Origin of the sequence: Frigoribacterium sp. CFBP9030 (assembly GCF_034045195.1) — a bacterium.
GTDB lineage: Bacteria > Actinomycetota > Actinomycetes > Actinomycetales > Microbacteriaceae > Frigoribacterium.
On record NZ_JAXCWG010000005.1, the window covers coordinates 113110 to 125698 of the forward strand.

Sequence of the window (12589 nt, forward strand, 5' to 3'; positions counted from 1 at the left end):
CCCTCTCCTGCTGAACCCGGTGTGACGCCCGGACAGTGGCTGCGAGGGACGCACACCCAGCAGCGGGGTGCAGTGCGCACCGATCCCACTTCGAGCGGGCCCGTCAACGGCGGAGTCGCACGAGCCGAAGAGCGTCCACAATCGCGGGTCAGTTTCCGGCCGTATCGCGAGGCGCACCTGCGGGCCCGCTCGAACCCACTACCAACCGCGTACCGGTCAGAGGCCGTGAGCGCGAAGGGCGGCCGCCTTCGGGATATCGACCCAGAGGCGAATGCTGGCGTCGCTGGTGCCGGCGCCGCCGACGGTGTACCCACCAGCGCCGAGACGGTCGAGCTGTGGCGCGATGCCGGCGGCCTTCGCTGCCGACAGGTAGCCGACCTTCCGGCCCTGCCCGTAGACGGCGACCGCGTTCGCGTCGTGCTCGTTGTCGGTCTCGTGCACGAGGACGTACTCGGTCCCGCCGAACACCGCACGCTCATCGTCTGTCAGGTACGCCGCCGTGCCGACGATGCGGAACCGGGACGAGTCAACCGGGCGCAGGTCAGCGAGGGCCAGCGTCGGGTCGAGCTCGGCGACGGTGATCTTCGGCGCCGACTGGCCCGAACGCAGGGCCTTGGACTTCGCATCCATCTCGGCCACCCAGTCATTGAAGCTGCCCTCCGAGGGCTCGATGACCTTGGTCACGGGCGCCTGTCCTCTGCGGTGCAGCGTGATCGTTGGCGCCGCGCGCGTCGGTTCCATCGGCTTCGACGGGAAGAGCACGCGCAGCCCGAGCCACGCGCCGCCCACGATCGCGCCGACGATGAGAACGCCCCACAAGATCTCCATCGCCACAACGTACCGAGAAGGACACCATGACTCCCACGAAGTTCCGCAAGAAGCCCGTCGAGATCGAAGCCATGCAGCTCACCCGCACCAACGTCGATGAGGTGGCATCGTGGTGCGGAGGACAAGTCATTCGTCTCGCCAAGCCGAGCGATCCGAGTGACGTCTACATCGCGCTGGACATCCCCACTCTCGAAGGCAAGATGAGAGCCGACACCTTCCACTCGTCGACCTACAGTGGTGGCGAGTACCACGGCGGCGACTACATCATCCGCGGGGTGCAGGGCGAGTTCTACCCCTGCAAGCCGGACATCTTCGCTGCCACGTACGAACCCGTGCACCAGGTCACGCACGGCGTCACCGTCACCGAGGGTGAGCGCATCGTGCCGCTGTCGGAGTACCTCGCCCGTTGATGCGCATCCGCTTCACAATCGACATCTCCCGCACCCGGAAGGCCGAGCCCGAGGGTGAGCTGCTGCACGAGCACCGAGACAACGACACCATGGTCGAGTCACAGCCAGGTTGGCCATCGACGCACCGCATGGGATTCGTCCCGGCACCGGAGTGGCAAGGCGACGACTGATGCCGGTGTGCACCGAGCACGGCTGCCCCGTCATCGTCGACAGGTCAGGCCGCTGCCCCACCCACGCCCGGGCCAAGAGCAGGCAGCGGGGCACGAGGCAGGAGCGGGGCTACACCAGCGAGCACGACAGGCTGCGCACCAAGTGGGCACCCGTCGTCGCACGAGGCGGAGTCACGTGCCCCCGCTGCCACCAGCTCATCGAGGCCGGCACACCGTGGGACCTCGGGCACACCGACGACAGGCAGGCATGGACAGGCCCCGAGCACCGGGCCTGCAACAGGCGAGCAGGCGGAGAGGCAGCACACCGATGACACGCGCGCAGCAGATAGCAGCCGAGCTGATCGAGCACGGCACGAAGGCAGACGGACACTGTGCCTGCGGCCACGAGTACAGGGCAGCCGACAGCATCGCCACACACAGGGCCGACGCCATCGACGCAGCCCTCACCCTGCACGCTGCAGGAGTACCCGACACCGCAGTGCATGAGGCCGTGACAGGTGTCCTCGCCCTCACACACACCCCCTGAACCACACCCCCAAACACCCCCTGAAATATCGATATACCAGCCCCTCAGGGGGTGGGGGTGACCCCCCTCGACGCCCGGCATCCCGGACCGCCGGGGATGGCTCTCGGTAGTGCGCGGGGTTCAAACATCTGCGGCCCCTCCCCTGGTGGGGCCTCCCTGACGCGGTCCGTGACCGCTGAGGACGTGATCTTGCATGGCCCGTGGAGGCGCTCGAAACCGGTCTGGACCGCAGGCTGACCCGGACTCGCTGACCAGCGAGCGTCGGGGGCTGACGTACAAGCTGCTGCCCCGTGAGGGCTTCACTGGGCGTGTACCTGCGTGGCCCCTGCCGACGGCGACTGCCCGCGAGAGAGCGCTGTGGAAGACGCTCTGGAGGACTCCCCAGGCTGCGATGTGGAACGCCGAGCGCTGGCGCGTCTACGCGGTCGGTCAGTACACCCGCTGGGCTGTCCGGGCCGAGGAGATGGACGCCTCGGCGTCGACCCTCGCTCAGGTCCACCGGCTTGCCGATCAGATCGGCATGACGCCGGCAGGGCTCAAGGAGAACGGCTGGCGCCTGGCGGTCGACGAGCTCGGGGCGAAGCGTGACGCGGGGCCGACGGCGACGAAGACGACGAGCTCGACGAAGACCGGGCCGACGGTGCGGCGTCTGCGAGCTGCAGAGTGAGCGACTACCTAGTCGACTTCCCCACGTTGGGCGACATCGGGGATGCGTGGCTCGCTCAGCACGCACGCGTCCCGAACGGCTTCGCTCGCGGCCGGGAGTTCGTGCAGGCCGACTGGCAGTTCTGGTGCACGGCGAACCACTACCGCATCCGCCGGGAAGCCGAGTGGCTCCCGGAGGCGCCGCTACTCAACCAGGCATTCGTCTACCGGCGCTCGCAGATCGTCGGCCCGCAGAAGCTCGGCAAGGGGCCGTGGACGGCGGGAGTCGTCGCGCTCGAGGCGGTCGGCCCATCGATCTTCGGCGGTTGGGCTGGCCGCGGCGACGGCTACGCGTGCTCCGAGCACGGCTGCGGCTGCGGTTGGGAGTACGAGTACCTGCCCCACGAGCCGATGGGCATCCGGCACCCGTCGCCGCTGATCCAGATGACGGCGATCTCGGAAGAGCAGGTGAACAACGTCTGGCGGCCGCTGCGGGCGATGATCTCGCTCGGGCCGCTGTCAGACCTTCTGCTGCCCCGTGGCAACTTCATGAAGATCGCGGGACAGAACGACGACCCCGAGCTCGACCGCATCGACAAGGTCACCGCCTCGGCCCTCTCCCGGCTCGGCAACCCGCTGAGCTTCGCGCTGCAGGACGAGTCGGGCCTGGCGACCCGCGAGAACAAGATGCGCGACGTCTACGAGACGCAGCGCCGCGGCGCCGCCGGCATGGGCGGCCGGTCGATGGAGACGACGAACACGTGGAACCCGGCGGCGGACAGCGTCGCCCAGTCCACGAGCGAGTCGTCGGCCGAGGACGTCTTCCGCTACTGGCGGGAGCCGCCAGCGAACCTCTCCTACCGCAACAAGCGGGAGCGGCGCCGGATCCATGCGTTCGTCTACGAGGGCTCGCCGTGGGTCGACCTCGACTCCATCGAGGCTGAGGCTGCCGAGCTGCTCGAGCGCGACCCGGCGCAGGCCGAGCGCTTCTTCGGCAACCGTGTCGTCACCGGCACGGGCGCCTGGCTCGCGGATACGGCGCTGGACGCGTGGAAGACGAAGGTCGAGGCGCGCGATCGGCCTCTGTCGGAGCCGGTGTGTCTCGGGTTCGACGGGTCCGATGTCGACGACTGGACGGCGATCCGCCTCGAGACGTTCGACTTCCACCAGTTCACCCCGCTCGATGCTGTTGGGCGGCCGACGATCTGGAACCCGGCTGAGCACGACGGGCGGATCCCGCGCGAGGACGTCATGGCGGCGTTCGAGCACGTGTTCGCCAGCTACGACGTCGTGCGTGCGTACCTCGACCCTCCGGGGTGGGAGTCGCAGGTGTCGGCGCTTCAGGGGCGGTACGGCGAGAAGCGCGTCATCGAGTGGCCGACGTACCGGGTCAAGCCGATGCACGAGTCGCTTGAGCGGTTCCGGAACGACATCGTCGACCCGAAGTCGGGGCTGACGCACGACGGTGACCGCACGGTCGAGACGCACCTGAAGAACGCGGTCATGCGGGGCCGGGCGGGGAAGACCTACATCCTCGGCAAGGCGTCCCACAGCCAGAAGATCGACGCCGTGATGGCGGCGACGCTGGCGCACGAGGCAGTGAATGACGCGATCGCGGGTGACGACCTCGCGAAGCGCAAGGCGCCGGCGATCTCGACGACGTTCTACGGATTCAGTTAGACGAAGGAGGCGGGATGGCCGTCATGGACCACGCACTCGCCAGGAAGCGTCTCGAGTGGGGCAAGTCTGAGCTGGAGGGACGAGCGACGCTTGTGCGCCGCCGTGAGGACTACGTGCACGGCAAGCAGGATCTGCCGTTCGCTCCCTACGGCGCGTCGCTCGAATACGAGGACCTGCGCGAGCAGGCACCGGCGAACGTCCTCGGCATCGCGGTCGGCGCCCCGACGCAGCGCATGCGCGCCGACTCGATCCGAACAAACCTCGGGGAGGAGGCGGAGCAGGCCCTCTGGCTGGGGGCGTGGCAGGCGAACAAGTTCGACACCCGCCAGGACCTCATCTACCGCTCGATGATGATCCACGGGCGCGGCATCGCGTCGGTCTGGGTCAACAAGGCGAACCGGGCACGCCCGATCGTCCGGCCCGAGTCGTACGAGCGCGTGCACGTGGAGATGGACCCGGACGACCCGTTCACGCCGCTCTACGCGGTGAAGGTCTATTCGATCACGGAGCGCCCGTCGAACGGTCTGATCCTGCCCTCGTCGGTCACCAGCGAGCGCCAGGTCGGCATCGTCTACGACAAGGACTCGATGGTCCGCTTCGAGCGGTCTGCAGCGGGCGGCGAGTGGGTCGTGCAGGCCGAGAGCACGCACCCGATGCGTCGGGTGCCGTTCGCGGTCTACGACTACCAGCCCGACGCCGACGGCCGCCCCTGGTCAGCAATCGACCCGCTGATGCCGCAGCAGGACTCGTTGAACACGATTCGGTTCAACACGCTGCTGGCGATGCAGTTCGCTGCGTTCCGACAGAAGATCGTGACCGGCTTCGACCCGCGCGTCGTCGACAAGGACGGGAACGTCCTCTACAAGACGAACACCGACGGGACCCCGGCGCTCGACGCGAACGGCCGCATGCAGCCCCTGATCCAGTCCCCGGGCCGGGTCGGCGTCGACCGCATGATGGCGTTCCCGGGCGCGGACACGAAGGTCTTCGACCTCGAAGAGTCCAACCTCGCGAACTACGTCGATGTGTGGGACATGTTCCTGACGACGTTCTTCAGCACCGCGCAGATCCCACCGCAGTACCAGCTGGGCCAGATGGTGAACCTCTCCGGTGACGCGCTCACCGCGGCGGAGTCCACCCTGGCGTCGCTGGTCAAGGAGCTGCAGCTGTCGGCCGGCGAGGGCCACGAGGACATGCTCGAGCTCGCCTACTACGCCTCGGGCGGCACGGAGGACTTCCTCCCGACGTCGGAGACGGAATGGCTCGACGCCGAGGCTCGGTCGTTCTCGCAGGTCGTCGACGGCGTGCAGAAGCTCATCACGACGGGCTTCCCGAGGCGTGCGGCGTACTCGATGCTGCCGGGCGCCACGACGACCCGTCTCGCCGAGTGGATGGACCAGATCGACGAAGAGCAGCTGAACTCCCGCCTGGGGCAGATCACCCGGCCCCTTCAGGACGTGACGGCCACGCCGGCACCAGCTGCGATCGAGACGGGGGGCACCGATGGCGCTCCCGAGAGCAGCAGCTAGCCACTACCAGGAGCAGCAGGAGATCGCCGCGGCGGCCGTCGGCGACGTCGGCGACCTGTGGCGGCGCATGGGCGAAGACTTCGAGGCGTCGTGGCACCCGATCGCCAGCGACGTCTTCGCGACCGTACTGCAGGCGCAGGGACTCGCCGCGGCGTCGGGCGTCCGGTACGTCCCCGACGTCCTGGACGAGCAGGGCCTCGACGCGACGTCGGTCGCCCGTGTGAACCCGGCTCGCTTCCAGGGCGGGACGCGCGACGGGCGTCCGGCGGAGACGCTGCTGCACGGCGCGGTCTACAAGGCGAAGCAGGAGATGCTGACCGGCGTCGGCACGCAGCAGGCGCTCGCCACGGCGGGACTGTGGCTGCAGGACGTCGTGCTCGACGTCGTGCGTGACGCCGACCGTCAGGCGGTCGCTGCCGCGATGACGACGACCCCGGCGGCCTCCGGCTGGGTGCGGATGCTGAACCCGCCCTCGTGCAAGTTCTGCATCACCCTGGCCGGAAAGTTCTTCCGCTGGAACCAGGGCTTCCAGTCGCACCCGGACTGCGACTGCAGGCACATCCCCGGGCAGGAGTCGACGGCCGCCGAGTTCCGCGTCGACCCCTACGAGTACTTCCGGGGGCTGCCGACGGCCGAGCAGGACCGCCTGTTCGGAAAGAACGACGCACAGGCGATCCGCGACGGCGGCGACATCTACCGCGTCGTGAACACCCGCAGCCGCGGCCTCGCCGACGACGCGCTGAAGAGCTCGGGCGACCGCCGGGGCTGGCAGTCGCGCCGCTGGGACACCCCGTCGAAGATGACCGTCGACGACGTCTACCGTGCAGCGGGCAGCGATCGCAACCGGGCCGTGCGCCTCCTCGAGGAGAACGGCTTCATCACGGGCGACCAGGTCGCGGGCGGCAACCTCAAGGGCAACGCCGCGGGCGGCCAGTTCGGCGACCTGGCTGCCGGCGCTCTCGGCCGCGGCGGTGCCGCGAAGGGCGCCACCCAGGCGTACCGCAAGGCGGTCGCCTCCGGTGTCCGTGACCCGCTCGAGCCTGCGACGCAGACAGCCGCCGAGCGGCGCCTGCACACGGCGGTGCTGCGGAAGCAGGCCGCTGACCGTGGCAGTAACCCGTTCGCCGCGAACAGCGCCAGGAACCCTCTCACCCCTGAGATCCGGGCTGCCGTCGAGCGGGACTACGAGCGTCAGCTGAAGCGACTGAAGGACAGCCCCGAGCAGGTGCGCATCCTCGCGCGTCTCCTCGGCGTCCTCCGCTAGACCCCGCCGGCGCCCCGCCGAGCGGTCCCCCCGACGCCCCCGGCGTCACCTCCCAAGGAGAGAACCATGACCACCAGCACACCGCGATCGCCGTTCGGCAAGCTCCCCGCGCACCTCGATCCCTTCGCCCCGCGCGCCTACGGCATGCCGCGACTCCGTTTCAACAACGAGGGCGGCACCGGAGAGGGCGCCGGGACGGTCACTCCGCCGCCGCCCGCCGGCCAGCAGACGACCCCGCCCCCCGCCGGGACCACGCCCCCTCCGGCCGACGAGCCGCTCGGCGACACGGGCCTCCGCGCTTTCGAGCGCACGAAGGAGGAGCTGCGCGACCGCAAGGGCGAGCTGAAGGCGTTCACAGACCTCGGACTCACCCCCGACGACATCAAGGCGCTGCGCGACGGCCAGAACGGAGGCCAGGGCGTCGACGTCGCTGGCATTGAGCAGCGCGTCCGCTCTTCGCTGCAGACGCAGTTCGACGAGCAGCGCGCCGCCGACGCCCGTGCCTCGGCCGTCCGCGAGCTCGCAGCGACGAGCGGGTTCCTGAACCCGAAGCAGGCCCTCCGCCTGGTCGACGACGCCGAGCTGGCAAAGGTCACCGTCAAGGACGGCACCGCCGACGAGGCCGGCGTGAAGAAGCTCCTCGAGGCCCTCGCGACCGAGTCCCCGTACTTGGTCGCCCCCACAGACTCCACCGCTGACGCTCGCACCGCGGGCATCGGCGCGAGCGGCGCCGGCGTGAAGCCGGAGTCGAAGCCCGGATACGACCGCATGCGCGACGCGTACGCGGACGCCCCCGGCAAGTAACGCTCCCGCACTCCGCGAGGAGCCCCAACCACCGAAAGGAGGCAGCCAGATGGCTGTCACTCTCCCCCAGGCGGCTCTCCTCTCGGAGAACAAGCTGCAGCGCGGCGTCATCGAGACGTTCGTGCAGGAGTCCTCGATCCTGGACCGCATCCCGTTCCTGCCGATCGAGGGCAACGCCTACGGCTACAACAAGGAGGCCACCCTGCCGGGCGTCGCCTTCCGTGGTGTGAACGAGGCCTACACGGAGTCGACCGGCACCGTGGTGCAGGCCTTCGAGTCGCTCGTCATCCTCGGTGGCGACGCCGACGTCGACCGGTTCATCGTGCAGACGCGCGGCGACCTGAACGACCAGCGCGCCATCCAGACGCGCCTGAAGGTGAAGGCGGCCTCGTACAAGTACCAGGACCACTTCTTCAACGGCGACGTGTCGGTCGACCCGAAGGGCTTCGACGGCCTGAAGAAGCGCCTCGTCGGCGCCCAGGTCATCGACGCCGGCACCAACGGCATCCCGGTGCTCGGCAACGGCGGCTCGGAGGCGCACGCTTTCTACGACGCCCTCGACGAGCTCGTCGCCTCAGTGCCCGGTCTCACCCCTGAGAACGGCGCCCTGTACGCGAACCTTCGGCTGCAGGCGAAGATCCGCTCCTCGGGTCGTCGTCTCGGCGGCGTCGAGACGGTCAGGGAGGACGCCACAGGCAAGCGCGTTCTGACCTGGAACGGGATCGCGATCCTCGACCCCGGTCAGAACCTCGCCGGCGCCGACATCCTCGGCCAGACCGAGCCCATGGGCACCGCGACCGACACGTCGTCCATCTACGCCGTCAAGTTCGGTGGCGACGAGACCGAGCGGGCCGTCACGGGCCTCACCAACGGCGGGGTGCAGGTCGACGACCTCGGCCAGCTGCAGGAGAAGCCCGCCTACCGCACCCGCATCGAGTTCTACACGGGCCTCGCGACGTTCGGTGGCAAGGCCGCCGCTCGTCTCCGCGGCATCCGTAACGCCTGACCCCGAAGGAGAAGCACATGGCTACCAGCACCACGAAGAGCACGACCGCGAAGGACGTCGACGAGAAGGCTCAGGTCGAATCGCCGGCGATCCCCGACGAGACGAAGCTCGACTCGTCCGTCGAAAAGCCGTCGACCACGGCGCCCGGCGACGGGCCCGCGGACACCACGGACCCGACGGAGACGGCGTCGTCCGTCACGCCGCAGCCCGACGCGACGGCGCTGGCCGTCGGCACGGTGAACGCCGTCGTGCCGACGACCAAGCCGGCTGCGAAGGCGTCGAAGGCGAAGGCGCGCACCGAGCGGTACAAGTCGACGAAGCCCGACGGCACCGAGGTGACCGTCGAGCGGAACATCGACACCGGCGAGTCGAAGATCGTCGACTGACGAGAGGGGGACGCTCATGGAGAACCCGGCAGCCCTGAAGGACGTCGAGGACACCTTCGAGCGTCCCCTGACCGTCGACGAAAAGCGCGTACTGCCGAAGTGGCTCGGCACCGCATGGCGAACACTCACCGAAGAGGTGCGGGGCATCCCCGCCCGCTGCGAGCTCGACGAGGCAGCCCCCGGCTACCTCTCGTCGGACACGGTGAAGGACGTCGTCGTGGCGATGGTCGAGCGGAAGCTGCGCAACCCGGACGGGTTCCGCACGTGGGGCGGCGACACGGAGTCCAGCACGATCGACAGCACGCTGTCGTCCGGGCAGATCTACGTCACCGCTCTCGAGCGGGCCCGCCTCGCGCCGTCCGACTTCTCGGGCGGCGCTGGCGGCTTCTACTCGATCCCGCTCGGGAGGCCGTGATGGTGTCCTCGACGATGCGCGCGATCGCTCGTCGACGGGCGGAGGCGCGGATGACCGACACGTGCGTTGTCAGCCGTGCTGTGCGGTCGGCGCGCCCGGATCCGGTCACGGCGAAGCACACCGTCGAGCACGTGCCGGTCTACTGGGGAGTGTGCGAGTACGTCGCGGCGAACACGGCGGCGCGTGAGACGGAGCAGCAGGGCCGTCAGCGCGTCGAGCAGGGCGCGCAGCTGCGCATTCCGGTCGATGCCCCTGGCTCGGCCGAGTGCGGCGAGGGGATGGTCGCGACCGTTCTCCTCAGCACCCATGACGCCGGCAGTACTCCCGTCGAGGTGCATGTCACGGCCGGTCACCACCAGACGTTCGCCGTGTCGCGGCGCCTGCCCGTGAAGGAGGTGTCCGGTGACTGACTACGTCGACACCAGCGAGCTCCACCGGCTGTCGGTCGACCTCGGGAACTACGCCGCGGCGGCCGGTCGCGAGATCGTCCCGGCTCTTGAGTTCAACTCAGGCCTGGTGAAGAACTCATGGCGGGGCAAGGTCGCCGGGAACGAGTACGCGCCCCGCGCACCGTTCTCGATCGACTACGAGCGGAAGGGCTTCGCGTCCGCCGTAGGCTCCGACATCTACTTCGAGATCGGCGCCCGGAAGGGCGTCGGCAAGCAGGGCGGTGTCGTGCTGCTGCTCGAGTACGGCGCCCCGAAGAAGGCGCTCGGCGCGCGAGGCTTCGGCGCCGCCGCGCTGCAGGAGAACGTCGACGACCTCGAGCAGGGCATCGCGAAGGCACTCGACACGGCGGCCCGCAGGGTGAACCTGTGACGGCCGCCGAGACGAGCGCGTTCGAAGCCCTGCTCACCGACGACCGGTACGGCGTGCACGTCGTGCTCGCACGCGACCCCGGCGCCCCGACGGATGCGGATCCTCCGCTTCCGTCGCTGCCGTACGTCCTGATCTACCCGACGGGCGGTCGTGACGAGCAGCACCGGTCGACGGGCCCGCACGTGACTCGTCGTCCGTCCTGGGTCGTGCACGCGGTCGGTGAGTCATCCGAGTCGGCCGAGCTCGTCCTCGGGTTCGTCGACGACCACCTTCGGCCGCCGCCCTCGCGTTGGGGAGTCATCCCTGTCGTCGGCGGGCAGCGAACGAAACGGATCCGCCGCGACGACGTCGTGGGCGTCCAAGTGGACGACAGCTCGACCCCCGTCGTCTGCTACGCGATCGCGGCGTACTCGTTCGAGTCCAGCCCCGATCTGTCCTGAACCACCACTACATCTCGCCCCCGGCCACCCCGGGGGCTTTCTCATGCCGAGGAGGCACCCATGGGAGCAAAGGTCGAGGTCGTCGTGGACGGCCGCACTTTCACCGTCGACGAGGCCACGCAGAAGCGCTGGCCCGACGACTACCCGCTCGCGAAGACGAAGGCCGGCAAGCCGACCGCCGCCGCGAAGCGCGCACAGCCGAACACCCCCGAGCTGCCGCCCACCGCGGCGGACACCACCCTCACCGCTGACGACCTCCTGGCCGCCGGCACCACAGACGCCGGCCCCGGCGACGACACCACGAAGGAGCGCTGACATGACGCGCGATCTGCTCATCCCCGACAACGTCGAGTCCGACGGCACACTGCTGCTGCTCGCGGCACCCCGTGCGGCGTTCGCCACCTGGCCGCCGAAGCTGGCCGACGTCACCAGCGCAGCGGTGAAGGACATCACCTACTCGCTGACCGTCGACGGCTGGAACCCGTCGAAGACCACGGAGGACGTCGACGACGCCCGCCTGACGCTGCGCGAGGTGCTCTCCGACTTCGGCCGCACCACGCACGCCGTGAGCCTGAAGTACTTCTACGGCTCCGAGGAGGACGTCGTCGACCCGCTGTTCGTCGAGGGTGACCTGATCGTCATCCTCGCCCGGTACGCGGTGCCCTACGAACAGGACACCGCCGCCGGCGATCTGTTCGACATCTTCACGCTGAAGGTCGGCCCGAAGGTGAAGGACATCCCCACGGCGAACGGCAAGTGGACCAAGACGCTGCCGCTGAAGCCGCGGACGAAGGTCCTCGAGGACTACGCCCTCACCGCGTAGCACCACCACCCACAACTGTGCGGGCGGGCGTCCTCCCCGGAGCGCCCGCCCGCACTTTCACTATCCGGGGACGATCCGGGGAGGATCCAATGAGCAAGATCAGCGAAGCACGACAGAACTACAAGCCCCGCACGACGACCGTGACCGTCTGCCTCGACACCGAGGTGGCCGAGCAGCGCGACGTTCTGCTCACGAAGCTCGCGGAGGCGCGCCAGGCCCAGGAGAAGGCCGGCGCACGCCTGACGCAGAAGTCGCCGGTGGCGAAGCTGCAGGCCGAGCTGCTCGAGCTCGAGGAGCGGGAGCGCGAGCACATGCACGTGCTGCGCTTCACGAAGCTCGACGGCCTCGAGTGGGTGAACATCACGGCGGAGCACCCGGCGCGCCCCGGCAGCGCCGACGACCAGTCTCTCGGCTACAACAACCACGCCTCGTCGATCGCGGCCGCGAAGGTCAACGGCGTCGAGATCGTCGACGGCGAGAAGAACCCCGTCGAGCTCGACGACGACGACTGGGCGACGATCCTCGAAGTGGGCTCCGGCTGGGACGTCGAGAACATCGTGACGGCGGTCATGAACCTCAACGTGCTGCGCTCGGCACGGAAGGTCGCTCGGCTGAAAAAAGACTGACCGGCGACCCGGGGCTGCGCCGCGCTGTCGAGCAGTCCCGGGCCCTCGGCGTCTCCCTGTCGCGGCTGCAGGGCCGAGAGCCGGTCGAGCACACCGAGTACCACTACGACGCTGCCGGGCGCCTGGTCGGCGCGACGACGACGCGTGAGCCCGAGTTCGGGCAGGACGACTTCGACTGGCTCGACGCCCTCGCTGAGATCGAGCACGACGAGCTGCCG

The 12589-nt window shown here is 69.3% G+C and carries 16 protein-coding genes; 15 read left to right on the plus strand and 1 reads right to left on the minus strand.

What is annotated here, in order from left to right:
• Positions 1-216 precede the first annotated feature (216 nt).
• Positions 217-828 carry an HIRAN domain-containing protein gene (locus SOM13_RS07925; protein WP_320479361.1) on the minus strand — a complete coding sequence of 204 codons (612 nt, stop codon included), beginning with the start codon at positions 826-828 and terminating at the stop codon, positions 217-219.
• A 26-nt stretch (positions 829-854) separates the two neighbouring features.
• Here SOM13_RS07925 and SOM13_RS07930 point away from each other — a divergent pair, with 26 nt between their 5' ends.
• From SOM13_RS07930 to SOM13_RS08000, 15 genes are all read left to right on the plus strand, one after another.
• Positions 855-1238, plus strand: a complete 384-nt coding sequence (locus SOM13_RS07930) for a hypothetical protein (protein WP_320479362.1) — start codon at positions 855-857, stop codon at positions 1236-1238.
• A gap of 1087 nt (positions 1239-2325) precedes the next feature.
• Positions 2326-2601, plus strand: coding sequence for a hypothetical protein (locus tag SOM13_RS07935; RefSeq protein ID WP_320479363.1), 276 nt, complete (start codon positions 2326-2328; stop codon positions 2599-2601).
• On the plus strand, positions 2598-4259 hold the full coding sequence (locus tag SOM13_RS07940) for a hypothetical protein (RefSeq protein ID WP_320479364.1): 1662 nt from the start codon (positions 2598-2600) through the stop codon (positions 4257-4259). Before SOM13_RS07935 ends, SOM13_RS07940 begins: the two co-directional genes overlap by 4 nt.
• A gap of 14 nt (positions 4260-4273) precedes the next feature.
• Positions 4274-5788: a phage portal protein gene (locus SOM13_RS07945; protein ID WP_320479365.1), complete on the plus strand. Its 1515-nt coding sequence runs from the start codon at positions 4274-4276 to the stop codon at positions 5786-5788.
• On the plus strand, positions 5763-7052 hold the full coding sequence (locus SOM13_RS07950) for a hypothetical protein (RefSeq protein ID WP_320479366.1): 1290 nt from the start codon (positions 5763-5765) through the stop codon (positions 7050-7052). Before SOM13_RS07945 ends, SOM13_RS07950 begins: the two co-directional genes overlap by 26 nt.
• Before the next feature lie 66 nt (positions 7053-7118).
• Positions 7119-7856 (plus strand): hypothetical protein, encoded by a 738-nt coding sequence (locus SOM13_RS07955; RefSeq protein ID WP_320479367.1) that lies wholly within the window; start codon positions 7119-7121, stop codon positions 7854-7856.
• 49 nt (positions 7857-7905) lie between these two features.
• Entirely contained in the window at positions 7906-8862 is a 957-nt protein-coding gene (locus SOM13_RS07960) for a major capsid protein (protein ID WP_320479368.1), read from the plus strand.
• A 17-nt stretch (positions 8863-8879) separates the two neighbouring features.
• Positions 8880-9248, plus strand: coding sequence for a hypothetical protein (locus SOM13_RS07965; protein WP_320479369.1), 369 nt, complete (start codon positions 8880-8882; stop codon positions 9246-9248).
• Between the two features lie 16 nt (positions 9249-9264).
• Positions 9265-9663 carry a hypothetical protein gene (locus tag SOM13_RS07970; protein ID WP_320479370.1) on the plus strand — a complete coding sequence of 133 codons (399 nt, stop codon included), beginning with the start codon at positions 9265-9267 and terminating at the stop codon, positions 9661-9663.
• 14 nt (positions 9664-9677) lie between these two features.
• Positions 9678-10073, plus strand: coding sequence for a DUF6093 family protein (locus tag SOM13_RS07975; protein WP_320479422.1), 396 nt, complete (start codon positions 9678-9680; stop codon positions 10071-10073).
• The gene (locus SOM13_RS07980; RefSeq protein WP_320479371.1) at positions 10066-10482 is read left to right on the plus strand and encodes a hypothetical protein; all 417 of its coding nucleotides are present in this window, start codon (positions 10066-10068) and stop codon (positions 10480-10482) included. The genes SOM13_RS07975 and SOM13_RS07980 overlap by 8 nt, the downstream gene beginning before the upstream one ends.
• Positions 10479-10922: a hypothetical protein gene (locus tag SOM13_RS07985; protein WP_320479372.1), complete on the plus strand. Its 444-nt coding sequence runs from the start codon at positions 10479-10481 to the stop codon at positions 10920-10922. The genes SOM13_RS07980 and SOM13_RS07985 overlap by 4 nt, the downstream gene beginning before the upstream one ends.
• Before the next feature lie 60 nt (positions 10923-10982).
• Positions 10983-11237, plus strand: a complete 255-nt coding sequence (locus tag SOM13_RS07990; protein ID WP_320479373.1) for a hypothetical protein — start codon at positions 10983-10985, stop codon at positions 11235-11237.
• Position 11238: 1 nt separating this feature from the next.
• Positions 11239-11745 carry a hypothetical protein gene (locus SOM13_RS07995; RefSeq protein WP_320479374.1) on the plus strand — a complete coding sequence of 169 codons (507 nt, stop codon included), beginning with the start codon at positions 11239-11241 and terminating at the stop codon, positions 11743-11745.
• 89 nt (positions 11746-11834) lie between these two features.
• Positions 11835-12371 carry a hypothetical protein gene (locus SOM13_RS08000; protein WP_320479375.1) on the plus strand — a complete coding sequence of 179 codons (537 nt, stop codon included), beginning with the start codon at positions 11835-11837 and terminating at the stop codon, positions 12369-12371.
• The last annotated feature ends 218 nt before the right edge of the window (positions 12372-12589 follow it).

Bases quoted from the DNA above. Each gene is read 5' to 3' on its own strand.
- SOM13_RS07925 (WP_320479361.1), bottom strand. From the start codon at position 828: ATGGAGATCTTGTGGGGCGTTCTCATCGTCGGCGCGATCGTGGGCGGC.
- SOM13_RS07930 (WP_320479362.1), top strand. From the start codon at position 855: ATGACTCCCACGAAGTTCCGCAAGAAGCCCGTCGAGATCGAAGCCATG.
- SOM13_RS07935 (WP_320479363.1), top strand. From the start codon at position 2,326: ATGTGGAACGCCGAGCGCTGGCGCGTCTACGCGGTCGGTCAGTACACC.
- SOM13_RS07945 (WP_320479365.1), top strand. From the start codon at position 4,274: ATGGCCGTCATGGACCACGCACTCGCCAGGAAGCGTCTCGAGTGGGGC.
- SOM13_RS07950 (WP_320479366.1), top strand. From the start codon at position 5,763: ATGGCGCTCCCGAGAGCAGCAGCTAGCCACTACCAGGAGCAGCAGGAG.
- SOM13_RS07955 (WP_320479367.1), top strand. From the start codon at position 7,119: ATGACCACCAGCACACCGCGATCGCCGTTCGGCAAGCTCCCCGCGCAC.
- SOM13_RS07960 (WP_320479368.1), top strand. From the start codon at position 7,906: ATGGCTGTCACTCTCCCCCAGGCGGCTCTCCTCTCGGAGAACAAGCTG.
- SOM13_RS07965 (WP_320479369.1), top strand. From the start codon at position 8,880: ATGGCTACCAGCACCACGAAGAGCACGACCGCGAAGGACGTCGACGAG.
- SOM13_RS07970 (WP_320479370.1), top strand. From the start codon at position 9,265: ATGGAGAACCCGGCAGCCCTGAAGGACGTCGAGGACACCTTCGAGCGT.
- SOM13_RS07975 (WP_320479422.1), top strand. From the start codon at position 9,678: ATGCGCGCGATCGCTCGTCGACGGGCGGAGGCGCGGATGACCGACACG.
- SOM13_RS07990 (WP_320479373.1), top strand. From the start codon at position 10,983: ATGGGAGCAAAGGTCGAGGTCGTCGTGGACGGCCGCACTTTCACCGTC.
- SOM13_RS07995 (WP_320479374.1), top strand. From the start codon at position 11,239: ATGACGCGCGATCTGCTCATCCCCGACAACGTCGAGTCCGACGGCACA.
- SOM13_RS08000 (WP_320479375.1), top strand. From the start codon at position 11,835: ATGAGCAAGATCAGCGAAGCACGACAGAACTACAAGCCCCGCACGACG.